Here is a 22576-nt window from a genome sequence, read left to right as displayed (position 1 = left end):
GGCATAGGGTACGCACCCGTGGACGGCGCCCCCGGCGCTGCATCTGGGCGGGCTCAACCGTTCCGTGCTAGAGCCGAGACGTTGGCGTATCGGGGGCGTATCGGGGGCGTGTCGCGGCATGGAATGGGTGTTCATCGTCGGCCTGACGGTGTGGATCGCGGTGCAGCACCAGTCGCTCGACCTGGTCAAGCGTCAGCTGGGCAAGGCCCTGGTCGAACTGGAGCGCCTGAAGGCCTCCCTGGAGGCGTCCGGGCCTTCCGCGCCGCGTGAAGCCGCCGCGCCGACCCCGCAAGCGCCGCAGCCTTCGCCCTGGACGATCGAGCCCAAGGCCGTCGAGCCGCCGCGCGCGCCGCCGCCGTCTGTCGAGCCGATCTACAATCCCAGCCCCATTCCGGCGCCCGCCCCGCGTCCGATCCGTGTCGAGCGGCCGCTGATAACCCGTGAGACCGCCTCCACCTGGCTGGCCGAGAACGGCCTGGCCTGGATCGGCGGCGGAGGCCTGGCTTTGGGCGGCCTGCTGCTGGTGGCCTACGCCGCCCAGAAGGGGATCTTCACCCCGCCGCTGCGGATCGCCGCGGCGGTGGTGCTGGGCGCGCTGATGGTGCTGGCCAGCGAGTGGATCCTGCGCCGCAAGACCGAGATGAGCCGCCACCTGCTGGCCGCCGCCATCGCCGCCGGGGCCGGGGCGGTCACCCTGTACGGTGCGGTCTGCGCGGCCCATGGCCTCTATCACCTGATCCCGTTCTGGCTGGCGGCGAGCCTGGCCGCCGCCGTGTCGCTGGGCCTGCTGGCCCTGTCGCTGCGCCATGGCGAGCCGCTGGCCCTGGTGGCCATGGTCGGCGCCGCCGCCACCCCGATCGTCACCGGCATCTCGTCCTGGTCGCCGATCGTCTTCGAGGCCTACGCCATCCTGATCGGCGCCACCGGCTTCGTGCTGGCGGCCGGTCGCCGCTGGGGCTGGACCAGCCTGGCCGCCGCCGCCGGCCTGGCGGTGCTGAGCCTGCCGCCCCTGGCCGACAGGCAGTACGAAGCCGCCGCCTTCCTGGTCGTCCTGGCCGCCGGCGGGCCGCTGGCCGCGCTGTGGCGCCGCCGCCGGACGGACGAGACGCAAGCCGAGGTGCTGCGCCTGCGCCAGGCGGCGATGACCGCTCTGCTCGGCGCCTGCGTGCTGGCCCTCGCGGTCTGGTTCGCGCCGCCGAGCCCCGCCGGGGCCGCCGCGGGCGTGCTGAGCGCAGTCCTGCTGGGCTTGACCGCCCTGGCGATCGCCACGCGCGTGGCGCAGCCCGGCCTGTTCGCTGTCCCGGCCATCGTCACGGCCTTCGCCGCGATGGCCTGCCTGCTATTTGAAGGCGACGACGTCGGGATCGCCGCCCGGCCACCGTGGCTGCACCTGCTGCTGGCGCTGGCGCCGCTGACAGCCCTGCCGGCGGCGCTGCGGCTGCCCGGGCGCCAGCGGACCGAGCTGCTGGCCATCGCCGGGATCACGACAGCCGCCGCCGCCAGCCTGGCCTGGGTGCTGCTCGACGAGGCCCGCTTCGGCTATGCCTGGAGTCCGGCCGCCCTGCTGGGCGCGGGCCTGCTGGGCCTTTCGGTCCTGATCGCTCGCCGGTCCGAGGCGCCGTCGCGCGACCTTGGCCTGGCGCTGTGGCTGGGCGCGGCCGTCGAGATGGTCTTCCTGGCCGTTCACGGCGCCGTCCAGCCGAGGTTCGAGCCGGCCGCCTTCGCCGTCGCCGCCCTGGCCCTGGCCTTCGCCGCCCGTCGCCTGTCCTGGCGGGGCCTGGCCGAGGCCAGCGTCGTCGCCGGCCTGCTGGCCCTGGTCGTCATGCTGCGCCCGGCCTTCATCGGCCTTGCGCTGGATGGGCGCCTGCCGTTGCCGCTGATGGCGGCCGTGTCGGGCGGCGCCGCCGCGATCGCCTTCGCCGCCGCCTGGCTGCTGAAGACCGCCGGACGCCGCAACGAGGCCGAGGCGCAAGGGGCGTCGGCCCTGATGGTCCTGCTGCTGGGCCTGTTTATCGGCCTGCATGTGGTGGTGGTCGGCAAGCCCGGCGCCGCCGCGACGTTCCTGCTGGAGTCTTCGCTGCGCACCCTGATCCTGCTGGCCGCCGGCCTGGTGCTGGTGCTGCGTCAGGGGCCGGGCGACGGCCCGCTGGCCCGCTGGCGCACCCTGCTGGTGGTCGGCGCGGGCGTGGCCCACGGCCTGCTGCTGCAGGGGTTGGTCGCCAACCCCTGGTGGGGCATGGGCGAGGTTCCGGCCGGACCGGCGCTGCTCAACACCCTGCTGCTGTCCTACCTGGCGCCGGCCCTGCTGCTGGCCGTCGCGGCCTGGCGTAGGCCGGTAGACGCCGCCGGGCGCGGCTGGGTGGTCGGGGCCGCCGCCTTTGGCCTGTTGTGGGCGGTCATGGCCCTGCGCCACGGGATCCATGGCCGGGCCATGCACGACGCCGCGATCGGGCGGGGCGAGGTCGCGGGCTATGCGGTGCTGGCTCTGGCGGCCGCGCGCGGCTTCTTCGACCCTCGCCTGGCCGCCCGGCCCGCCGCCAGCTGGCTGGCGCGCGCCGCGCCCACGATCGGGTGGATCGCCGTGGTCTTCGCCGCCCTGGTCTTCGGGCTGCTGGCCAATCCCTGGTGGGGACCAGGCCAGGCCCCGCTGGCCTCCCTGACTGCCGCCCTGCTGCTGGCCCTGGCGTACGGGGCGGGCGCGGCCCTGCTGCTCGAGCTGAGCCGCCAGGGTGGACCGTTCGGAACCACGGCTCGGGCCAGCGCCGTCGGCGTGCTGTTCGTGCTGGTCAGCCTGGTCGTCCGCTACGGTTTCCACGGCGCGGCCATGGGCGCGTCGATCGACGCCGGCGGGTTGGAAACCTGGACCTTCTCGGCTGTCTGGGCCGCCTTCGGCCTAGTGGTCTTGAGCCTGGGTTCGGCCCGCAAGGACGCGGTGCTGCGCTGGGCGGGCCTGGCCGTTCTGCTGCTGACCGCGGCCAAGGTGCTGCTGGTCGACCTGGCGCGACTGGAGGGCGTGGTCCGCGCCGCCTCGTTCCTGGCGGTCGGGGCCCTGCTGCTGGGCGGGGCGGTGCTGGTGCGCCGCCTGAATGCGCGAGGCGCCAAGACCTCGGAGACGCCCGAGGCCGGTTGAGCGGCCCCCGGGGGGGGGGGCCGTCAGCTTTCGGGCGTCGGCGCCTCCAGGCCCTTCAGCCGGTTGACCGCATTGGTGTTGCCCGGATCGAGCGCCAGCGAGCGGCGGTAGTGGACGATGGCGGCGGCCTTGTCGCCGTTGACGGCATAGGCCTCGGCCAGGCTGTCCTGGGCGTTGCCGCTGCTCGGGAACAGTTCGGCGGTCAGGGCCAGCACCGCCAGGGCCTTGGCCGGCTCGCCGAAGGCCAGCAGGCGATAGCCCCAGTCGTTCAGTTCGTGCTCGGCCGGCTTGAAGGCAGGGTCCTTGCGCTGCCTGGCGATCACCCTGGCGAAGGCGGTCTTGGGCTGGCCGGCCAGGGCCGCGCGCAGGGCCGCGACCCCGGTCAGCTTCATGCCGGGAACGAAGAGCTGGGCGATCTCGTCGATGGCGTCCTCGGGCGTGGCGCCGGCCAGGTTGCTGAGGATGGCCACGCCGACCCTGTCGTCCGGATAGAGGTAGACGGCGTTGCGGCTGCCGCCGGTCATGCCGACCACCAGGCGATCGGACCTCTCCAGCACCAGCCAGCCCATGCCCCATTGCCCCAGCTTGCCGTCGGCGTAGGCGTCCTGGGTCCACATGGTCTTGCGGGCGGCGGGGCCCAGCAGGCGGCCGTCCATCAGGGCGATCATCCAGCGGCCCATGTCGTCGCCGGTGCTGTCGAGGCCGGCGGCGGCGCGGGCCAGGGGCGAGAACACTTCCTTGCGCACGCTCGGCTGGTCGGGCGTTTCCCGGCGATAGCCGTAGGAGGTGGCGCGCGAGGGGCCGGGATCGCGGCTGTCGCCGTAGCGCGAGCTCTTCATGCCGGCGATGGCGAATTGCTCGCCGCCCAGGGGCGTGGTCACCGGCAGGCCGCGTCCGCGGTCGATCGCCATCTGAACCAGGGCGTAGTTGGTCTGGCAGTAGTGGAAGCGCTGGCCGGGCGTGAACAGCACAGGCGCGGCGAGCGCCTCGTTCCAGGCGACGGCCTCCTCGACCGCGCCGTCCTTCTGGCGCGGCACGAAATCTGGCAGGCCCGAGGTGTGACTGAGCAGGCGGCGGATCTGGACCGAACGCCAGGCCTCGGGCAGGTCCGGCACATAGGCGCCGATCGGCTTGTCGAGATCCAGGCGCCCGGCCTCGACCTCGCGCATGGCCGCGACGCCGGTGAAGGCCTTGGTGATCGAGTTGATCGGGAAGGTGGTGGTCGGCGTCGCCTTGGCTCCGCTGGCCAGGTCGGCCACGCCATAGACGCGAGAGAAGACGATCGCCCCGTCCTTGACCACCACCACCTGGGCGCCGGGCACGTGGCGGTCGGCCATGAACCGCCGGACAAGGGCGTCGGCGCGGTCGGCCGGATCGGCGCCGGCGGCCAGGGCCACGGGCGAGGCGACGAAGGTGGAAGCGGCGAGCGCCGGACAGGCCAGTCCGGCCGCCAGCAAGGCGCGGCGGTTCATGATGCGATTACCCCTGGAGCCGTCCCCGCCCCGGCGGGCAGGGGATCAGGCAGGCGCGCGGGGGGCCAGTTAATCTTCGGTCATGCGGGCGCTCGCCGGCTCAGGAGGCCGGCGAGCTGTAGCGAACGAAGGCCGCCAGCAGGCCCTCGGCAAGATCGGCCTGGGCGATGGCGTTGAAATGGATCAGCGCCTGGGCCGCGTTCGGACGATCGGTCATGTCGATGCGAGCCGCCGTCACGACGCGCTCGGCGATCGACTTGTCCGGGCAGGTCTCGCCCTTCATCAGCTTGTCGGCCATCGGACCGTAGACGCGCGCGGCATTGGCCCTGAAGCAGGTGCGGACCGCGGGATCGGCCGCGTTCCAGATGGCCCGCAGATTCTCGGGCGTGAGACCCTTGGGCGCCAGCCGTCTGGCCGAGGCGGCGCGGATCATGGCCGAGCTGGTCGCGTACTGGATCCAGATCGGCGGCGCGCCTTCCTTGCCCACACAGGCCGCTGCCGCGGCCTGCACGGCCTTGTCGTGGGCGGCCAAGGCCTTGGTCGCCGAGTTCATGTTGCGATCGTAGGCGGTCAGCACCTCGGTCCGGTCGGTCTCGGACAGGCTGTTCCACAGGCAGTCGCCCGGCGAGGCCGCGACTGTCTGGGCCGTCGCCGATTGCGCCCACAGGGTCGCCGTCGCCACGGCCAGGACCGCCATCGTCATCCGCATCGTCATCGTTCCCCCCAAACGCCATCATCGCGTTACATCCCTTGAAATTCGACTTTAAGTCGAGATCGTGACGGGCGTTTCCTTCCCCGTTCCCTTCGCCCCCGAACCCGCCTAGGAAGGCCTCATGCCGACCGGACCCGACATGATGCTGGAAGCCGCCTGCGGACCGGGGCCGGTCTGCGGGGTCGACGAGGCCGGCCGCGGGCCGTGGGCCGGGCCGGTCAGCGCCGCCGCGGTGATCCTCGATCCGGCGCGGATGCCCAAGGGGCTCAACGACTCCAAGAAGCTATCGGCCAAGGCCCGCGCGGCCCTGGAGGACGAGATCAAGGACATGGCTGTCGCCTGGTGCGTGGGCATGGCCAGCGTCGAGGAGATCGCGGAGCTCAACATCCTGCACGCCGCCGGCCTGGCCATGCGGCGCGCGGTCGAGGGGCTTTCGGTCAGGCCGAGCTTCGCCCTGGTCGACGGCAACTACCGCTTCGTCCTGCCGTGCGAGGTCAAGACGGTGATCAAGGGCGACAGCCTGTCTTGCTCGATCGCCGCGGCCTCGATCCTGGCCAAGGAAGCCCGCGACCGCATCATGGTCGAGATGGACGCGGTCTATCCCGGCTACGGCTTCGCCGGCCACAAGGGCTATCACGCCCCTATCCATGTCGAGGGCCTGAAGAGGCTCGGCCCTTCGCCGATCCATCGCCTGGGCTGGGCCCCGGTGAAGCTGGCGCTCGCGAGCGTCGCTGGGGAAGAGGCCTGAGGCCTCAGTCCGCGGGCTTCATGCCGGCGATCAGCCAGTCCCACTGGAACGGGATCTGCACATGGGCGCCCGCCGTGGGGAGGCCTTCCCTGGTCTGCGCCGCCGCCCGCATGTGCGACACCGCTTCGGCGGCGGCGGCCTTGGCCTTGGGGTCATCGACGCCGCGATAGTTGCAGGTCGTCAGGCGTCCGTCCCCGGCGATATCGCAGTCGGCGAGGGTCAGGCCGTCCGTGCGTTCGGCGCGGTCGAGAATGGCCACGGCGTCCGGGCCGGCCGGACGCTCGGCCCAGACCACCATGCCGACGCTGCAACGGGCCTCGCCGCAGCGCGCGACCGGGCCCTTGGGGGTCTCGCCGTCCTTCAGCGGCGTCAGGACGACCGTACCGTCGCCGAAGCCCTTCAGCACGCCGCGGGTCATGCTCGGCCCGGGCGGCGCCTGGAAGACGATCGGAATGGTCGCCCGCGCGTCGGGCTCGGCATAGCGGGCCGGGACTGGCGTCTGCATCTGGAAGCCTTGGCTGAGCTGCATGGCGGCCTGGTCGAAGCCGTAGCCGTCCGGGGAGGACGAGGCGACGACGCATTCGGCCAGCAGCCCGTCGGTCGTGACCTTGCAGCTCAGCGTCGCCTTGCCGCCGACGCCCTCGCGCATGGCCCGGTCGGGGTAGGCGGCGGCCATGTCGCCGCCGGACGGGGTCTTGGCCCACCGGCCGGACACGTCCTTGGCCGGCGTCGTCTGCTGCGCCGCCGCGCCGCTCGCGCATGCCAGAGCCATCACGGCCAGCGCCGTGGCGATCCGCTGGATCATCAAAATTCCCCCTCCATACCGGCGCCCGGCCTAGCAGCCGGATGCGCGGTGGACAATCGAAGGGTGAGCTTCGAGCGGAAAGATCGCGCCGGCGGATCGGAAACGCATCGGCGTCAGGCGGGGGCGCCCTCCCAAGCCGCCAGGGCGCCGAGCGTGCGCAGGCGCGAGAACAGCCGCTTGAGGTTGGCGCGGTTGGCCTGCGCCATGGCCGAGAGCCGGGGCAGGGCGTCGGCCGGGGCGGTCGCGACCCAGCCGTCGGCGCGGCGCAGGCCATAGCCTTGCGCCTCCAGGCCGTTGAGGTGGCGGCGGACGGTCTCGGCCGGCACACGCAGCGAGCGGGCCAGGGCCGCCGTCCGCGCCGGGCGGCCGACGCCGGCCGGGTCAGCGGCCCAGCCGGGAAGGTCCTCGGCCGGCAGGGTCTCGATGTTGCTGACCGCCAGTTCCAGCAGCACCCGGCTGGCCACCAGGTTGTCGGTCAGGGCGATCAGGTCGTTGCAGGCCCGAAGCACGTATTCCGACAGCGCCCAGTTCACGGCCCGCAGCGGCGGCTCCTCTCCGGAGGCTGGGGCCGAGGCGGGTTCGGCGGGGAGGGCTCCGATCGTCTTCAATTGCTGATGGAAGCGGCGGGCGCGGGCTTGTCGGCCCTGCATCTCGGCCAGGTAGAGATCGGTAGTCACTGCGCTGTTGGGCACCACCACGCCGTGCGGTCCGACCACGCAGTGGCCCTCGCGGGCCAGACGCAGCACCCGCCGACGCACGGTCTCGAACGGCAGTCGCAGCGACTGGGCGACGGCGTTGACGCTGACCGGACGCCGTAGGTCGTCGGGCGTCGATTCCGCCGCGCGTCCGTAGGCGTCCATCAGCGCCGGATCGCGCGTCACCGGGGCCATGTTGGCGTCGAGGGCGGCGGTCAGGATCCAGGCGTCGAGCAGGTCGCGCTCGCCTCGGGTGATCTCGATGGTGTCGCGCACATAGGCCAGGGAGGCGCGAAGCTCCTCGCCGAGCCGTTGCGCCGACGGGGGCGCGGGAGGACGGGATGTGGCCGGCGGCTCGAGCATCGATCGATGAGAGCAAGCCGGCGGATCGGGCGCAAGACCCGCGGCCGCACAGAATGGGTAGCGAGACCGGTATTTTTCCAGCGCGCCCGCCGCCTACAGTCCGCGCCGTCCGATTGCGGGCCGCCTCGGGGGAGCGCGGCGCGCGGACCGTTCGCGATCCGGCTGGGGGGCTGGGTGCAACGGGGGAGCGGGAAGCGTGCGGGGGCGCGCGGCCCGCTCCTTGGGACTCCGTCCCGGGGAAACGCGCCGATCGCCTAGCGCCGCCGCGCGGCCAGCGCCCAGACCGTCACCGCGACCGACACGCCCAGCGCCGCCGCGCCGATCCAGTCCCAGGCGCCGTCGTCGAGCAGGGCCGCCACCAGGCCGAACAGGCTGAGCACGGCCACCACGGCCGGGATGCGGAAGACCTGCCAAAGGCTCAGGTGCGGACGGCTCATCGCGCGCTCCCCCGCTTGACCAGCCACAGATAGACGCCCGAACCCAGGATCACGATGGTGGCGATGTCGAGCAGCGCCCACAGGATCTTCAGCGGCAGGCCGCCGTAGTCGCCGAAGTGCAGCGGCTGCGACAGCGACAGGGTCTTCACGTACCAGGGCGTGGGCGCCACGGCCGACAGCTGGCCGGTGCGGGCGTCAATCAGGGCCGGGGTGGTCAGGTGCGCGGTCAGCGGCGTGTCGCCGTGGAAGAACACCGCATAGTGGTGGTCGGTCGAATAGCTGCTGCCGGGGAAGGCCACGAACTGCAGCTGCTTGCCCGGCAGGGCCAGCTTGGCCCGCTCGACCGCGGCGGCCAGCGAGCTGCGCTCACCGGCCGGGGCGGGCTTGTCATAGGCCTGGGTCAGCTCCTTCAGCGCCGTGTCCTTCCAGTAGGCGATGATCGGCGTGGCAAGGGTGTTGACGACGCCGGTGACGCCCACGACCAGCACCCAGGCCAGGGTCACCGCGCCCAGCAGGTTGTGATAGTCGAGCCAGCGGGTGCGGGCGGCCTTGCGGGCGCGCACCGTGCCGAACGGCAGCTTGCGCATGAACGGCGCATAGAGGACGACGCCAGAGACCAGGGCGGCCACCAGCAGCAGGCCCATGGCCCCCAGGAACAGCATCCCCGCCAGGCCCAGGAACATGTCGGTGTGCAGCTGGAGCAGGAACTCCATGACCGGATGACCCGCCACCGAAGGGGCGGCGTCGCCGCTGGTCTGGTCGATCGGCTGGAAGCTGTAGCCAGACTTGCCCGGCTGGACGGTGGTGACGTTCACCACCGGCCGTTCCACGTCGAAGCTCATGAAGGCGGCGACCTCGCCCGGCTTGCGGGCCAGCGCCGTCTCCAGCACCTGGTCGAGGCTCAGCTTGGGGCCGTCCGGATGGGCCGGCGTCCAGGCCTGATGCATCGCCACCTCCTCGATCTCGTGGGTGAACACGAGCGGCAGGCCGGTGACGCACAGCATCAGCAGGAACAGGGTCGAGACCAGGCTCGACCACTTGTGGACCCACGACCAGGCGCGGAGCGTCGACGACTTCATGGGGCCTTAGAAGTCCGTGGTGACCGACAGGCGCAGGGTGCGCGGGGCGCCCAGCGTCAGGTAGTTGGCGCCCGGATAGCCGCCGACCGCCACCCACTGGTTCTTGTCGGCCAGGTTCTCGATGCGGGCGCGCAGGGTGACCGGACGATCGCCGGCCTCGAAGGCATAGCGCGCGCCGATGTCGAAGCGGGTCCACGAACCCAGCTCCACCGTGTTGGCCTCGTTGGCGGCCTGCGAGCCGGTGTAGACCACGCGACCGTCGAGCGTCAGGCCTTCGAGCGCGGCGACGTCGTACTCGACGTTGAGGTTGGCCTGGAACTCCGGCACGCCGATCGCCGACTTGCCTTCCAGCGCGGCGGTCTGGGCGCGGTTGATCTTGGTGTCCATCCAGGTGGCGCCGCCGATCAGGCGCAAGCCGTGCGTGAGCTCGCCATAGGCCGTCAGCTCGACGCCCTTGTTCTCCTGTTCGCCGTCGGCGCCGTAGATGCGGTTGGTGGCGTTGAAGTACTCGCTGGGCTTGGTCGTGCGGAAGACGCTCAGGGCGCCGCCGAACGAGCCGCTGTCGTACTTCACGCCCGCCTCGGCCTGTTCGGCGCGGAACGGCGAGAGGATCTCGTTGCCGTTGGCCACGGTGACGCCGTTGACCACGGTGGGCGCGATCTTCCCGGGAACCAGGGCCTCGGCGTAGTTGGCGTAGAGCGAGATCTTGTCGCTCGGCTTGTAGACCACGGCCACTGCCGGGGTGGTGGCGTCGCTGTCATAGGCCACGCCGCCGACGCCGGTGTTGTAGTCATAGGTGCGGGTCCAGATCTCCTGGTAGCGCACGCCGACCGTGACCAGCAGCGTCTCGTCCAGGAACGACAGGGTGTCGGCGATCGCCACGCTGCGGTTCTTGGCGCGCTCGGTGACGTTCGGGTCCGACAGTGAGCCGCCGATGAAGAAGTCGGCCGCCGGCTTGGCGACCTGCAGGGGCGTATAGAGGTTGCTGGCGAAGCCGGCGAAGTTCGAGAACGCATAGGCGTTGCGCGACTTCAGGTCGACCTGGGCGATCGAGGCGACGACGCTGTGGCCGACCGGGCCGGTGGCGAACTTGGCGCGCAGGCCGACGTCCGCCGACAGGATGGTGTCCTTGCGGACGTTGTCGAAGCGATAGGCGCTGATCGTGCCGTCCGGCTGGGCCGTCGGGTTGGCCAGGACGTTGTCTTCCTTGCCCTTGCGGCCGCCGACCGCGGCCCAGGCGCTGACGTTGTCGGTCAGGTCGAACTCGCCGCGCGCCGCGCCGAACAGCTGGCGCTCGTCGGTGTAGGTCCAGTTCTGGGCGAAGTTCTTGTCGGCCGACGGGGCCTTGGGAATGGCGCCGGCCGGGGTGACGGTCGGGCGCGGGGCGTCGATGTGGTGGTCCTGCCAGCCCAGGTCGGCCGAGAAGCGGGCGCGCTCGCCGCGACGGTCCAGGCCCAGGCCGATCACCTTCAGGTCGCGCTTCTCGCCGTCGACGGCCGTCTCGCCGCCGTGCAGGCCAAGGTTCAGACGCGCGCCATAGGCGTTGTCCTGGCCGAAGCGGCGGGCGACGTCGGCCTTGGCGTAGAGCTGCTCGCCGCCGTCCCAGCCGGCGCTGAAGCGGGTCAGGGGGACGCTGCCAGCGCGCTTGGGCGCCAGGTTGAAGGCGCCGCCGACGCCGCTGCCGCCCGGGGCCGCGCCGTTCAGGAACGAGTTGGCGCCCCGGAATACGTCCACGCGCTCGACCAGCTCGGCGGCCACGAACTGTCGGGGCAGAACGCCGTAGAGGCCGTTATAGGTCATGTCGTCGGAGTACACGGGGAAGCCGCGCACGACGTACAGTTCCTGGAAGTTGCCGAAGCCCTTGCTGACCCGCACGGTCGGGTCGTTCTGCAGCACGTCGCCGATGCCCAGGGCCTGCTGGTTGCGGATCAGCTCCTCGGTGTAGCTGGTCACCGAGAAGGGAGTGTCCATCGTGTCCAGCGCGCCGAGCAGGCCCACGCGGGCGCCCTTGGCGACCTGGCCGCCGGCATAGGCGGGCGGCAGGCGCACCTGCGAGCCGGTGACGATCACTTCCTCGACCGCGGTCGGCGCGGGTTCCTGGGCCAGGACGGGGCTCGCCGCGAGGGGGGCGAGGAGGGCGGTGGTCAGCAGCAGGGAGAGGCGGGGCGACACGGGATTTCTCCGACAGGTGAGAATGCGTCGCGATAGAGGCAAAGCGCTGTCGTGACAACAACGTGGCGCTCGATGGGCGAGTCTGGCGGTAACCTGTTGCCGTGACTCGCGTTTCGGCTGTGAAAGTGTCGACTAGGCGACGTTTCCGGGGCCTCGTCTCCCTTTAGACCGAGCATCCCCGCGCAGGCGGGGATCCAAGCTGACGTTCAGGATTGAGCACGACCGCGAATAGGATTGCAGACTCGGCTTGGGTCCCCGCCTTCGCGGGGAAGGACGGAGTTTCTAAGGCCGCCGCCACCCGGTCGGCTGGCCCACGCCGGCCGCGTCGATGCGGGCGATGGCCTGCGCCAGGGGCTCGACCGCCACGGCCATGTGGTGGGCGTTGGCGTGGACGATGGTGTCGCGGTCCAGCAGGATCGCCACGTGGCCCTTCCAGAACACCAGGTCGCCGCGCCGGCGGTCGGCCTCGTCGATCGCAGGAAAGAAGCCGAACTGCATGTCGGTGTCGCGCGGGGCGGCCTTGCCCGTGGCGGCCAGGGCCTGCTGCACCAGGCCCGAGCAGTCCAGGCCCAGGCTTTCCCGGCCGCCCCACTGATAGGGCGCGCCCAGGAAGCCGAGGGCGACCTCGGCTGGGTCGACCGCGCTCGCCAGGCCGATCGGCGCCAGGTGGGCCTCGATGAACCAGCCGGCGCCCGCGCCCTTGGCGAAGCGGCCTTCGCGGGCCTCGACCGTCACCAGCGCGCCGAGAGAGTAGAGCCCCTCGGGACGCGACTTGATGTTGGGCTCGCCGAACGCATAGGTGCGCAGGACCGCCACCTGGTGGGTGGCCGGCTCGCCCAGCGGGGCGAGATCGGCCTGCGATACCCAGCCCACATAGCCGTCGCGCGCGCCCTGGCCCCAGGCGAAGCCGTCCTTGACGTCGAGCACGCAAAAGCGCTCGCCGAACAGCAGCTGGGTCCATTGCTCGGCGTCGGCTGCCGGGGCCTTGCGCAGGGCGGCGGCCGGGACCGCGACCTGCCAGGCCTTGGGGGTGTCGTAGCGCTCGGCGGCGACGATCCCCTGCAGGGCGGTGTCGGCCAGGTCCGGACGGGCCAGGGTGAGGCGCGGGTCCATCAGGCGAACCGGCCCTTCAGCATCGCGTAGAGACCGCGGATGGCCTGGGCCTCGCCGCCGCTGGGACGGCCGGGGGCGCCCTTGGGGTTCCAGGCGAAGATGTCGAGATGGACCCACGCGCCGGTGGTCGGCGCGAACCGTTGCAGGAACAGGGCGGCCGTCACCGAGCCGGCCTGGGCCCAGCCGTCGGGATCGTTCTTCAGGTCGGCGACGTCGCTTTCCAGCGCTTCGCGATAGCCGTCCCACAGCGGCATGCGCCAGACGGGGTCGGCGGCCTTGCGGGCCCCGGCCTCGATCTCGCCGGCCAGGGCGTCGTCGGGGGTGTAGAAGGGGATCACCTGCGGACCCAGGGCGATGCGCGCCGCGCCGGTCAGGGTGGCGAGATCGATGGTCAGGGCCGGTGACAGTTCGGCCGCGCGGGTCAGGGCGTCGGCCAGGATCAGGCGGCCTTCGGCGTCGGTGTTGCCGACCTCGATGGTGAGGCCCGCCCGGCTGTCGAGCACGTCGCCCGGGCGCATGGCGTCGCCGGCGATGGCGTTCTCGACCACGGGAACCAGCACGACCAGGCGCACCGGCAGCTTGGCGGCCATGACCATGCGCGCGAGAGCAAGAGCGTGGGCGGCGCCGCCCATGTCCTTCTTCATCAGCCGCATGCCGGCCGAGGGCTTGATGTCCAGGCCCCCGGTGTCGAACACCACGCCCTTGCCGACGATGGCGACGACGGGATTGTTCTCGTCGCCCCACTGGATCTCGAGCATGCGCGGCGCGCGCTCGGGCACGGCGGCGCGGCCGACGGCGTGAACGGCGGGATAGTTCTGCTCCAGCAGCTCGTCGCCGACGATGGCCGAGAAGTCGGCGCCGAACTGCTCGGCGATTTCGCGGGCGATGGTCTCGATCTGGCGCGGGCCCATGGCGTTGGCCGGGCTGTTGACCATGTCGCGGGCCAGGGCGCAGGCGTGGGCGATCACCTGGGCCTCGGCGACGTCGACGCCGTCCGGCGCGACAAGGCGTCGCGCCCCGTCGGCGCCCCGGGCCTTGAAGCGGTCGAAGCGATAGGTCCCCAGGGCGAAGGCCAGGGCGATCTGGGCCGGATCCAGGCCTTCAGGGCTGGCATGCAGGCGATAGTCGCCGGCCGGCAGCTTGGCCGGCAGGGCGCGGAAGACCATGGCGTCGGCCCTGCCGCCTTTCGCAACCCTTTGTCCCAGGCCGAAAAGCACGCGGTCCAGCGCGCCTTCGGGGGTGGGCACGGCCACCGCCTGGCCGGCCTTGGCCGAGAAGTCCGACAGCTTGGCGAAGCCGCGCACGAAGCTGGGCCGCGCGCCGAGGAAGGCCGTCAGCTCGTCCTCCCAGAGGGCGTGCACCGGGATCACGGGGCCATCGTTCGCGCCGCGCGAGGACGAGGTGATCAGGGGTTCGGTCATGGGCCGGGGCCTTCGCGAATTTATGCTTAACGATTCCTTGAGGGGGCCGCGCGATGCTCGGCCGACCTTCCGGAGACATGCCTTCCATGTGTCGCAAGCCCGCCCTGCTCGCAACCGTCCTGACGCCCATTCTTCTGCTGAGCGTTCCGGCCATGGCCGCCGACAAGGGCGACAAGGCGGGCAAGACCGCCGCCGGCGCGCCGGTCGCCCAGTCGGCCGCTCAGCGCAAGGCCGGCGCCGTCGAGCGCGCGGAGGCCCGCCGTCTCGATCCGCTGGCCCGGGCCGCCTTCTGGAGCGCCGAGTTCGAAAAGGATCCGCGCGACGCCGAGGCCGGGGTGGCCCTGTCCCAGGCGCTGCGCTCGCTGGGCCGCTATGACGATGCGGTCGCGACCTCGGGCCGGGTGCTGGTCTCGCATCCCAATGACGTAGAGGCCCTGCTGGAGTCGGCCCGGGTGCAACTGGCGCGCGGCGAGGGCTTCTTCGCCATCGAGCCGGCCAGGAGCGCCGCCGCGGCCGCGCCGCGCGACTGGCGTCCGCAGTCGCTGCTGGGCGTGGCGCTGGAGCAGTCCAAGCGCGACGACGAGGCCCTGGTCGCCCACCGCCAGGCTGTGGCGCTCGCGCCCAATGAAGCCGCCCCGGCCGCCAACCTGGCCATGTACCTGGCCGGCCATGGCGACCTGGCCGGCGCCGAGACACTGCTGCGCAAGGCCGTGGCCATGCCCTCCTCGACGATCCAGATCCGCCAGAACCTGGCCCTGATCGTCGGCCTGCAAGGCCGCGTCGACGAGGCCGAGAAGTTGGCCCGCCAGGACCTGCCGCCGCAGATGGTCGACAACAACCTGGCCTGGCTGCGCGCCGCGCTGGGCCAGGGCTCGGGCACCCGCACCTGGGGCGCGGTCAAGGCCGGCGGCTAGGGCGCCAGCGTCACCCCGACATCGGGCCGGGTCTGGCCTTCGACCTGGGCCAGCCAGGCCGCCGCGATCGCGTCGGGGCCTCGCGAGCGCTGGGCGTGCAGCCAACGCGGAGCGTCGGCCACGAAGCCGGCCCAGGCCTCGCCATAGCGCTGGTCGAAGCCGCCAGGACCCCAGTCCTGCCGTCGCTTGGCGATGCGGTCGGGCGCGAAGAAGAATACCGGCCGGGGACCGGGCAGACCGCTTTGGCCGCCGCCGGCCTCCCAGTGGGCGCCGCCGACCAGCATCGAATAGGCCAGGTCTTCGCCGAAGGTCTCGTGCAGGCTTTTCAGCACGCCCGCGTCGCCGGCGAAGTCGACCGAGACCGCCGGCCGCGCGATCGCGGCGCCCCCAAGTTCGTCATAGGCCAGCACCTGGTCGTGGAAGCCCAGGCCCTCGACGAAGGCGCGGCTGCGCGGCGAGGTCAGGCCGATCACCTTCACCGCCCCGCGCTTCTTCAGCAGATGCGCCAGGCCGATCGCCGTCTTGGCCGAGGCGCTGGTCAGCATGACCGAGGCCGCGCCGAAGCCGGCGTGCTCGTCGAGGAAGTCCTCGATCAGGAACGAGGTGATGAACAGCGGTTGCAGCAGGGCGCGGTGGTCGTCCTGGGCCGGGTCGTCGTCCACGGCCAGATAGTGGTTGTAGGCCGCCGCCAGCCCTTGGCGATGGGGCGCGGTGTCGACGAGGCCCGCGCGGCCGGGCCGGGCTTGCACGGTCAGGTGCGTCGACATCGGCAGGTAGCCGTAGAAGCGCCGCCCCACCTCGACCTCGGGGTGGGCCGAGGCCTCGACCCGCGCATGACCCCAGACCGGAACCCGTCCCCAGCCTTCGGGCGCGGGGAAGAAGTCCCAGTAGCGCATGGCCTCGCCGAAGGCGGCGTAGGTGACGTTGTTGGCGGTCAGGGCGAAGCTTTCGATCGCCAGCCGGACCTCGCCTTCGTTCAGGGACGGCGGCTCGACGTCCTGGAAACGCGTTTGGCGCAGGTCGGACCTGGCGACCAGAAAATCCCAAGCCATGGCCGGCCTCCCTTGGCGATGGACGCGCAGGGAGTAGGCGGTCGGATGCGTGGGAAGTCAAACGATTGTTTGAATCTCTACCGAATTACCCCGCCGGGAAGATCCGCAGAGCCGCGTACTGCAGGAGCATGATGGTCTTGGCGTCGCGGATGGCGCCGGAGTCGATCATCGCCAGGGCCGCCTCGATCGTCACCTCGTGGACGGCGATGTCCTCGCCCTCTTCGGCCTCGCCGCCGCCGGCCGAGACGCGGTCGCCGGGTGCGTACTCGCCGACGAAGAAGTGCAGGCGCTCGGTCACCGAGCCGGGGCTCATGAAGGCGTCGAAGATCTTGCGCACCTTTTCGATCCGGAAGCCGGTCTCTTCCTCGACCTCGGCGCGGATGCGCGTCTCGGGGTCGGCGTCGTCGAGCAGGCCGGCGGGGACCTCGATCAGCAGGTCGTCGTGCCCGTTGACGAAGGCCGGATAGCGGAACTGGCCCACCAGCACGACGGTCCCCCGGGCCAGGTCGTAGAGCAGGATCGCCGCGCCGTTGCCCCGGTCGTAGGTCTCGCGCGACTGGCGCTGCCAGGTCCCGTCGGCGCGCAGGTACGAGAAGGTGGTCTTCTTCAGGGTGTACCAGTCGTCGGACAGGACGGTGACGTCCTCCACGCGGACGCGGTCGGCGATGGACATGGCGAAAACTCCCGAAGGCCTGGATTGGCGCCTAAATTCGTGCAGTATCGTGCAGAGTCAAGAAGGTTCGTGCAATGCTGACATCTGAGCGCAAGGCGCTGGTCCTGCGGGTGCTGGAGCGCGACGGCCGGGTCGTCGCCAAGCCGTTCAGCCAGGAGCTGGGCGTTTCGGAAGACACCATCCGCCGCGACCTGCGAGAGCTGGCCGCGGAGGGACTGCTGCTGCGCGTGCACGGAGGCGCCCTGCCGGTCTCGCCCGCGCCGGCCGAGTTCAGCGTGCGCGAAGGACGGGCGACGGCCGAGAAGGCGCGGCTGGCGCGGGCGGCGGCGCGATTGATCCAGCCCGGCCAGATCGTCTTTCTCGACGGCGGCACCACCAATGTGCAGCTGGCGCGCAGCCTGCCGGCCGACCTGCGCGCGACGATCCTCACCCACAGTCCCAGCATCGCCGTCGAGCTCGCCGGCCACCCTTGCGTCGAGGTCGAGCTGATCGGCGGGCGGCTTTTCAAGCATTCCATCGTCGCGGTGGGGGCGGCGGCGGCCGAGGCGATCGCGCGGGTGCGGGCCGATCTCTTCTTCATGGGGGCCACGGGCCTGCATCCGGACACCGGCGTGGCCACCGGCGATCCCGAGGAGGCGGTGATCAAGCGGCTGATCGCCCGCCAGTCGGCCGAGACCATCGTCCTGGCCACGCGCGACAAGCTGGGCGCGGCCTCGCCCTACGGGATCCTGCCGCTGGCCGAGATCGGCGCGGTGGTGGTCGCGCCGGGCCTGCCGGAGACGGTGCTGGCGCCGGTCCGGGCGGCGGGGGCGAGGGTCGTGGAGGCGGCTTAGGCCTGGCGCCTGGCCGCGGTGCGCTCGGCCAGCCCCACGCTCGTCTCGACCACGAAGCGGCTGCCCTGGCCCGGCGTGCTGTCGACGCGGATCAGGCCGCCCATGGTCTCGACGATCTGGCGGGTGATGCTGAGGCCAAGGCCGGTGCCGCCCTCGTGACGCGCGGCCTCGCCGACCTGCTCGAATGGCCGGAAGATCGCGTCCAGCTGGTCTGGCGCGATGCCGACACCGGTGTCCTCGACAGTGAAGCGCAGGCGCGCCGTCTCGCCCGTCTCGTCCTCCAGGCGCTCGGCCCGAAGCGTCACATGGCCGCCGTCGGTGAACTTCACGGCGTTGCCCAAAAGGTTGATCAGCACCTGCCGCAGGCGCTTTGGATCGGCGACGATGGTGTTCGGAACCTCCGGCGCCAGGGCGACGGTGAAGGCCAGGTTCTTTTCCTCGGCCCGCAGGCGGAACATCTGGTCCAGCTCGACCAGGCATGCGGCCAGGTCGAAGGCGACCGGCTGGAGGTCGAGCTTGCCGGCCTCGATCTTGGCCAGGTCGAGGATGTCGGTGATCACCGCCAGCAGGTGCTCGCCGCTGGAGCGGATGGCGTCGACCGCCGTGCGCTGCTTGGGATCGAGGTTCCCGCGGCTGAGCCAGTAGCTGTAGCCGATCACCGCGTTCAGCGGCGTGCGCAGTTCATGGCTCATGTGGCTGAGGAATTGCGACTTGGCGGCGTTGGCGGCTTCGGCGGCGATGCGGGCGTCCGACAGGGCGCGGGCTTCTTCCGCCTGCCGGCGCTGGCGGGCCTCGAAGTCGCGGCGCATGCCCAGAAGGCGATGCGCCAGGAAGGCGCCGATCATCACCAGCCAGACGCTGAGGATGATCAGGTACCACTGCTCGTCCGACAGCTGCACGCCCTCGAGGCTCACCGAGTCCAGCGAGGCGGCCAGCGGGCCCGGCGGGGCGCTGCTGGCGGCGATCGCCACCGAGCGCACGTCGGTCAGGTCGCTCGACAGGTTGCGGCTCGACAGGCCGTGGCTGGAAAGCCACCACTGCTCGGGCTCCAGCCTGTCCAGCGGCAGGATGATGGTGTTGGTCCCGGACGCGACCGGGAACTCCAGGGCCAGGGGAACGTCCTGGACGCCCGGCTTGCCGCGCAGGGCGGCCGGCGGGGCGGTCTTGACCAGCAGTCTCAGCCGGTCGGCCTCGCCGCGCCAGTGCAGGCGCAGCGTCACGGTCTGGAAGCGCGAGAAGTCGCGGCCCTGGGCCTTGGGACCCAGCGCCAGCTGCAGGCCGTAGCCGCAATAGGGATAGGTCGCGCCGGTCCGGATTTCGCAGGACCAGGCCATAGGCCGTTCCGGATCGATGGTGATGGTCGAGCGTCCGCCGCTCTCGGAGTCGGCGAAGGCGTAGCCGGCGAACTGGCCGGGCTGGGCGGTCAGCACCAGGGCCTGGCGGGTGAGGGCGCCCTTGCCCAGCACGGCGGCGAAGGTGACCAGCACCAGCAGGAAGATCACCGCCTCGATCTTGAGGGCGCCATAGCGCAGCCAGCCGGACTCGTTCTCGTTCGACGCCGTCGGCCGGTTCCGGCGACGGTCGAGAAAACGGAACGGACGCTGGGGCACGAGGCGCTCCTGGGGGCCTGCGCGGCCGTGGGAAAGGCGGGAAGCGGCGACCCTATGCGGTCATGTTTGATCGCCGTTTAACGGCGGGCGAAATTTCTTGCCGATCTTTCGCAAATTGCCGGCCATGCGCCTTTGCCGTGTCATCCGATCGTGGTTCAACCCGTCATGGGCGCGCCGCGCCCGGATCGCATCATGGAGCCGCCGAATGTCCGTCCGTCGCCAGCTTGTCGCCGCCGTCGCCCTGGCGGGCCTGATCTCCGGGGTGATGGCTGCGCCGGCGAGCGCCCAGATCCCGTCGAACCTGCGCGACCTGGTCGGCGCCCGGGCCGCCGGCGGGGAGAGCGAGCTGCAGGCCCGCGGCTATGCGCTGGATCACGTCGACGAAGGCGGTTCGGCCAAGTTCGGCTACTGGCGGCGCGGCGACGAGTGCGTGCAGGTCACCACCCGCGACGGCCGCTACCTGACCATCGTCGAAGCCCGCAACATGTGCCGCAAGAAGAGCTCGGGCTCCGACGCCTCGGCGGTGGTGGCGGGCGTGGCCATCGTCGGCCTGGCCGCGGCCTTGGCGGCGCATAAGCAAAAGCATGGCGACTCAGGCCGCGACCACGACGACGAGTACGAGCGCGGCTATCAGGCGGCGATGTACGGTTCCGACTACGACGATCGCCACGACAGCGAGGGCTATCACGAGGGCTACCTCGCCGGGCAGTCCGAGCGCGACAACCGCCGCTTCTCCAATTCGCGCTACGTGCGCAACGCCCCGCGCGCGGCCCAGGACGCCTGCTCGCGCCGGGCCGACGAGTACCAGAGCCGCCCCTATGGCAGCAGCGTGCCGATCAGCGTGCGCGATCTTGGTCGCGGCGACTGGGAACTGACCATGGCCACGGGCTCGTACCGCTCGCGCTGCACGGTGTCGTCCAGCGGGCAGGTGCGGGCGATGAACCCCTACTGAGCGTTCAGAACAGAGCGGCGGGGATCACGATCAGGAGCATATAGACGGCCGCGCGGGCCAGCGCGCCCAGCGCCATGAGCGCGGCGGCCGGACGGCCGATCCCCAGGCGCCTGGACAGCCAGCGGGTCTCGGTGGCGAGCAGCCAGCTGCCGCTCGCCAGGATGAGGGCGTAGCCGGCCATGGCCCAGGCGCCGCCGTGCAGCACCGCGTTGAGGCCCAGCGACAGGGCCAGGGCCGTCGGGGCCGCCAGGTAGCACTGAGCGTAGAACGGCCGCCGCAGGGTTTTGCGCGAGACCGCCACGCCCTCCTTGCGCAGCAGGGTCAGGGCCACGGTCAGTGGCGTCAGGCCAAACAGCAGGCAGCGGAACATCAGCAGGTTCTGCTGCGAGTCGAAGATCGTCTTGGCCAGCGGCGCGGCGCCCGCGGGTTGGGGGACGTGGGTCGCCCAGCCGATGATGTTGGCGACCGCCAGGGTGATGATCAGCAGCACTGGCGGGTTGAGGGCGTCGTCGTAGCGCTGGTCCTCCGGCTGGCCTTCCTCGTGGTCGGAATAGGCCATGGCGGTCAACGGACGGGTCACGATCCGCAGCATGGTGCGGGGATAGAAGTAGAGCCAGGTCATGGCCTCGAAGAGCAGTTCCTCGAAGCTTCTCAGGATCTTCAGCAGGTCCACGGTACGCGCCTCTTTCGTCGACCGAGCGGTGATAGCAGCGGCTTTGCGGACTTTCGACCGTCGCGAGCGCAGCGAGCGCTATACACGTGTTGCGAAGCTCGTTCTTAATCCCCGAAAGCGGAGCTTCGAGCATGGCCACGCGTCCCCGGCGCGACTTTCCCTATTACCGCGGCGAGCCGGTCGCCTTGTCGGGTCTTGGCTGGGTGCTGGCGCTGGGCGGCTGCGTCGCCGGCTTCCTCTGCCTGATCCTGGTCCCGCGCGGCGAGGCCGGGCAGGCGCTGGGCCTGGCCGGACCCTTGCTGTTCGTAAGCTTGCCGCTGGTCGGACTGGCCCTGGCGGCGGGCAGGGGATGGACGGCGCTGTTTCCGAGGCCGACCACGCGCGACCTGCTTCTGGGCCTAGCCTTCATGCCCCTGACACTGCTGGTCTCGGGCGTCGTTGCCTTCTTCTACAGCAAGGCGGGCCTGGCTCACGCCAGCCCCGTCGCCGACATGCTGGTCCAGCTGCCGGGCGCGAAGCGGGCGATCTTCCTGGCCGGCACGGCGCCGCAGCTGCTGGGCGAGGAGCTGGTGACGATCCTGCCGCTGCTGGGCGTGCTGACCCTTTGCCATCGCCGGCTGGGGCTGCCGCGCGGGGCGTCGATCGCGATCGCCTGGCTCGTGTCGGCGATGATCTTCGGGGCGCTGCACCTGTCGACCTACGGCTGGAACCTTGTTCAGGTGCTGCTGGTGATCGGCGTGGCGCGGCTGGTGCTGACGATTCCCTATCTGCTGACCAGGAGCGTGTGGGCCTCTTTCACGGCGCACATCTGCCTGGACTGGTCGATCTTCGCGTTCGTGCTATTGCAGGGCGCGCGCGCCTAGCGGCCCAAGCCCTTGGCCTGACTCAGCTTCCAGCGCTTTGCGCGGTTGACATCGCCCGGCTCGTCGCTTATCCACCGCCCCTCACTCGCGGCGGCCGACAGGTTTCCGCGTCAACGCTATTATTTCGGAGCCACGTCGTGAAGCGGACATTCCAGCCGTCGAAGCTCGTGCGAGCCCGCCGTCACGGCTACCGCGCCCGCATGGCCACCAAGAACGGTCAAAAGATCGTTGCTCGTCGCCGCGCCAAGGGCCGCAAGCGCCTGACGGCCTAAGAGCGGGGTTTCCCGCTCTTCTTTCCTGCCTCGGCGGGATCGTACGACATGACAAAAGCCGCCCCTTCCCAGAACCAGGCCTCCAGCCTGCGCCGGAAAGGGCGGCTTTTTTCATGACCGATTCCCAAGTCTCGGCCCCGGTTAAGGCCGGTCCGGCGATCGAGCGCCTCAAGGTGCGCGCCGACTTCCTCAGGGCCGCCAAGGCGCCCTCGCTGTCACGCGGCGCCGTCTTCATGCAGTTGCGCCCCCGAGGCGACGAGAACGCCCTGATCAGGGTCGGCTTCACCGCCTCCAAGAAGGTCGGCGGCTCGGTGGAGCGCAATCGCGCCAAAAGGCGCCTGCGCGAGGCCGCCCGGCTGCTTCTCCCCCTTCATGGACGCCCCGGTTGCGACTATGTGTTCATCGCTCGCGGCGGCACGCGCTCGCGGCCGTGGGGGCGTTTGCTTGACGATGTAAAATCCGCGCTGGTAAGCCTCGCGGCCGAAATCGATCGCGGGGGCAAGCGTACAGCTCCGCCCGCCCCTGCCGCACCCGCTTCACCCCATTCGCACGCGCTTGCGTCCGATCCCTCCGATCCCGGTTAAGTG

At 71.2% G+C, this 22576-nt stretch carries 21 protein-coding genes; 8 read left to right on the top strand and 13 right to left on the bottom strand.

What is annotated here, in order from left to right:
- Window positions 1-118: 118 nt before the first annotated feature.
- A complete protein-coding gene (locus P7A99_RS19195; RefSeq protein ID WP_277795360.1) occupies window positions 119-3130 on the top strand; it encodes a DUF2339 domain-containing protein in 3012 nt (1003 codons plus the stop codon).
- Between the two features lie 23 nt (window positions 3131-3153).
- Here P7A99_RS19195 and P7A99_RS19190 read toward each other — a convergent pair whose 3' ends face one another.
- A complete protein-coding gene (locus P7A99_RS19190; RefSeq protein WP_277795359.1) occupies window positions 3154-4602 on the bottom strand; it encodes a serine hydrolase in 1449 nt (482 codons plus the stop codon).
- Between the two features lie 100 nt (window positions 4603-4702).
- Window positions 4703-5311, bottom strand: coding sequence for a hypothetical protein (locus P7A99_RS19185; RefSeq protein WP_277795358.1), 609 nt, complete (start codon window positions 5309-5311; stop codon window positions 4703-4705).
- A gap of 124 nt (window positions 5312-5435) precedes the next feature.
- On the opposite strand from P7A99_RS19185, the gene P7A99_RS19180 reads away from it, so the two are divergent.
- Window positions 5436-6062: a ribonuclease HII gene (locus tag P7A99_RS19180; RefSeq protein ID WP_277795357.1), complete on the top strand. Its 627-nt coding sequence runs from the start codon at window positions 5436-5438 to the stop codon at window positions 6060-6062.
- Window positions 6063-6066: 4 nt separating this feature from the next.
- Here P7A99_RS19180 and P7A99_RS19175 read toward each other — a convergent pair whose 3' ends face one another.
- The 7 genes from P7A99_RS19175 to P7A99_RS19145 form a co-directional block, all read right to left on the bottom strand.
- Window positions 6067-6867 carry an energy transducer TonB gene (locus tag P7A99_RS19175; protein ID WP_277795356.1) on the bottom strand — a complete coding sequence of 267 codons (801 nt, stop codon included), beginning with the start codon at window positions 6865-6867 and terminating at the stop codon, window positions 6067-6069.
- Window positions 6868-6980: 113 nt separating this feature from the next.
- Entirely contained in the window at window positions 6981-7925 is a 945-nt protein-coding gene (locus P7A99_RS19170) for a hypothetical protein (protein WP_277795355.1), read from the bottom strand.
- A gap of 254 nt (window positions 7926-8179) precedes the next feature.
- Entirely contained in the window at window positions 8180-8362 is a 183-nt protein-coding gene (locus P7A99_RS19165; RefSeq protein WP_277795354.1) for a hypothetical protein, read from the bottom strand.
- Entirely contained in the window at window positions 8359-9441 is a 1083-nt protein-coding gene (locus tag P7A99_RS19160) for a PepSY-associated TM helix domain-containing protein (protein ID WP_277795353.1), read from the bottom strand. The genes P7A99_RS19165 and P7A99_RS19160 overlap by 4 nt, the downstream gene beginning before the upstream one ends.
- 6 nt (window positions 9442-9447) lie before the next feature.
- Window positions 9448-11613 carry a TonB-dependent receptor gene (locus tag P7A99_RS19155; protein ID WP_277795352.1) on the bottom strand — a complete coding sequence of 722 codons (2166 nt, stop codon included), beginning with the start codon at window positions 11611-11613 and terminating at the stop codon, window positions 9448-9450.
- A gap of 282 nt (window positions 11614-11895) precedes the next feature.
- Entirely contained in the window at window positions 11896-12726 is an 831-nt protein-coding gene (locus P7A99_RS19150; RefSeq protein WP_277795351.1) for a C40 family peptidase, read from the bottom strand.
- On the bottom strand, window positions 12726-14147 hold the full coding sequence (locus P7A99_RS19145; RefSeq protein ID WP_277795350.1) for a leucyl aminopeptidase family protein: 1422 nt from the start codon (window positions 14145-14147) through the stop codon (window positions 12726-12728). The genes P7A99_RS19150 and P7A99_RS19145 overlap by 1 nt, the downstream gene beginning before the upstream one ends.
- Window positions 14148-14233: 86 nt before the next feature.
- Between P7A99_RS19145 and P7A99_RS19140 the strand changes: the two genes are divergently transcribed.
- A complete protein-coding gene (locus P7A99_RS19140; protein WP_277795349.1) occupies window positions 14234-15061 on the top strand; it encodes a tetratricopeptide repeat protein in 828 nt (275 codons plus the stop codon).
- On the opposite strand, the gene P7A99_RS19135 is transcribed toward P7A99_RS19140, so the two are convergent.
- Together P7A99_RS19135 and P7A99_RS19130 are read right to left on the bottom strand one after the other, a co-directional pair.
- Entirely contained in the window at window positions 15058-16113 is a 1056-nt protein-coding gene (locus P7A99_RS19135) for a DUF2855 family protein (protein WP_277795348.1), read from the bottom strand. The two genes, P7A99_RS19140 and P7A99_RS19135, sit on opposite strands and share 4 nt — an antisense overlap.
- Before the next feature lie 85 nt (window positions 16114-16198).
- On the bottom strand, window positions 16199-16786 hold the full coding sequence (locus P7A99_RS19130; protein WP_277795347.1) for an NUDIX domain-containing protein: 588 nt from the start codon (window positions 16784-16786) through the stop codon (window positions 16199-16201).
- Window positions 16787-16860: 74 nt separating this feature from the next.
- On the opposite strand from P7A99_RS19130, the gene P7A99_RS19125 reads away from it, so the two are divergent.
- Window positions 16861-17619, top strand: a complete 759-nt coding sequence (locus tag P7A99_RS19125) for a DeoR/GlpR family DNA-binding transcription regulator (RefSeq protein WP_277795346.1) — start codon at window positions 16861-16863, stop codon at window positions 17617-17619.
- Here the strand turns inward: P7A99_RS19125 and P7A99_RS19120 are convergent.
- Window positions 17616-19229: a sensor histidine kinase gene (locus P7A99_RS19120; protein WP_277795345.1), complete on the bottom strand. Its 1614-nt coding sequence runs from the start codon at window positions 19227-19229 to the stop codon at window positions 17616-17618. The two genes, P7A99_RS19125 and P7A99_RS19120, sit on opposite strands and share 4 nt — an antisense overlap.
- Window positions 19230-19434: 205 nt before the next feature.
- Here P7A99_RS19120 and P7A99_RS19115 point away from each other — a divergent pair, with 205 nt between their 5' ends.
- Entirely contained in the window at window positions 19435-20181 is a 747-nt protein-coding gene (locus tag P7A99_RS19115; protein WP_277795344.1) for a hypothetical protein, read from the top strand.
- Between the two features lie 4 nt (window positions 20182-20185).
- On the opposite strand, the gene P7A99_RS19110 is transcribed toward P7A99_RS19115, so the two are convergent.
- On the bottom strand, window positions 20186-20854 hold the full coding sequence (locus tag P7A99_RS19110; RefSeq protein ID WP_277795343.1) for a hypothetical protein: 669 nt from the start codon (window positions 20852-20854) through the stop codon (window positions 20186-20188).
- Window positions 20855-20985: 131 nt separating this feature from the next.
- On the opposite strand from P7A99_RS19110, the gene P7A99_RS19105 reads away from it, so the two are divergent.
- The 3 genes from P7A99_RS19105 to rnpA all read left to right on the top strand — a co-directional run bounded on the left by P7A99_RS19105 (window position 20986) and on the right by rnpA (window position 22573).
- Entirely contained in the window at window positions 20986-21717 is a 732-nt protein-coding gene (locus tag P7A99_RS19105) for a CPBP family intramembrane glutamic endopeptidase (protein WP_277795342.1), read from the top strand.
- Between the two features lie 137 nt (window positions 21718-21854).
- Complete coding sequence (gene rpmH / locus P7A99_RS19100) at window positions 21855-21989, top strand: 50S ribosomal protein L34 (RefSeq protein ID WP_012284717.1); 135 nt, start codon at window positions 21855-21857, stop codon at window positions 21987-21989.
- 113 nt (window positions 21990-22102) lie between these two features.
- A complete protein-coding gene (gene rnpA, locus P7A99_RS19095) occupies window positions 22103-22573 on the top strand; it encodes a ribonuclease P protein component (protein WP_277795341.1) in 471 nt (156 codons plus the stop codon).
- The last annotated feature ends 3 nt before the right edge of the window (window positions 22574-22576 follow it).

Source organism: Caulobacter endophyticus, from assembly GCF_029543245.1.
Classification (GTDB): Bacteria; Pseudomonadota; Alphaproteobacteria; order Caulobacterales; family Caulobacteraceae; genus Caulobacter; species Caulobacter endophyticus_A.
The sequence above is the reverse complement of the archived record's forward strand: the minus strand, read 5'-3'. Positions and strand labels throughout refer to the sequence as shown.

Excerpts from the sequence above, each read along its gene's own strand:
- P7A99_RS19140 (WP_277795349.1), top strand. The coding sequence starts at position 14,234 with ATGTGTCGCAAGCCCGCCCTGCTCGCAACCGTCCTGACGCCCATTCTT.
- P7A99_RS19180 (WP_277795357.1), top strand. The coding sequence starts at position 5,436 with ATGCCGACCGGACCCGACATGATGCTGGAAGCCGCCTGCGGACCGGGG.
- P7A99_RS19105 (WP_277795342.1), top strand. The coding sequence starts at position 20,986 with ATGGCCACGCGTCCCCGGCGCGACTTTCCCTATTACCGCGGCGAGCCG.
- P7A99_RS19135 (WP_277795348.1), bottom strand. The coding sequence starts at position 16,113 with ATGGCTTGGGATTTTCTGGTCGCCAGGTCCGACCTGCGCCAAACGCGT.
- P7A99_RS19165 (WP_277795354.1), bottom strand. The coding sequence starts at position 8,362 with ATGAGCCGTCCGCACCTGAGCCTTTGGCAGGTCTTCCGCATCCCGGCC.
- P7A99_RS19125 (WP_277795346.1), top strand. The coding sequence starts at position 16,861 with ATGCTGACATCTGAGCGCAAGGCGCTGGTCCTGCGGGTGCTGGAGCGC.
- rnpA (WP_277795341.1), top strand. The coding sequence starts at position 22,103 with ATGACCGATTCCCAAGTCTCGGCCCCGGTTAAGGCCGGTCCGGCGATC.
- P7A99_RS19190 (WP_277795359.1), bottom strand. The coding sequence starts at position 4,602 with ATGAACCGCCGCGCCTTGCTGGCGGCCGGACTGGCCTGTCCGGCGCTC.
- P7A99_RS19170 (WP_277795355.1), bottom strand. The coding sequence starts at position 7,925 with ATGCTCGAGCCGCCGGCCACATCCCGTCCTCCCGCGCCCCCGTCGGCG.
- P7A99_RS19115 (WP_277795344.1), top strand. The coding sequence starts at position 19,435 with ATGTCCGTCCGTCGCCAGCTTGTCGCCGCCGTCGCCCTGGCGGGCCTG.
- P7A99_RS19150 (WP_277795351.1), bottom strand. The coding sequence starts at position 12,726 with ATGGACCCGCGCCTCACCCTGGCCCGTCCGGACCTGGCCGACACCGCC.
- P7A99_RS19185 (WP_277795358.1), bottom strand. The coding sequence starts at position 5,311 with ATGCGGATGACGATGGCGGTCCTGGCCGTGGCGACGGCGACCCTGTGG.
- P7A99_RS19130 (WP_277795347.1), bottom strand. The coding sequence starts at position 16,786 with ATGTCCATCGCCGACCGCGTCCGCGTGGAGGACGTCACCGTCCTGTCC.
- P7A99_RS19160 (WP_277795353.1), bottom strand. The coding sequence starts at position 9,441 with ATGAAGTCGTCGACGCTCCGCGCCTGGTCGTGGGTCCACAAGTGGTCG.
- P7A99_RS19145 (WP_277795350.1), bottom strand. The coding sequence starts at position 14,147 with ATGACCGAACCCCTGATCACCTCGTCCTCGCGCGGCGCGAACGATGGC.
- P7A99_RS19175 (WP_277795356.1), bottom strand. The coding sequence starts at position 6,867 with ATGATCCAGCGGATCGCCACGGCGCTGGCCGTGATGGCTCTGGCATGC.
- P7A99_RS19195 (WP_277795360.1), top strand. The coding sequence starts at position 119 with ATGGAATGGGTGTTCATCGTCGGCCTGACGGTGTGGATCGCGGTGCAG.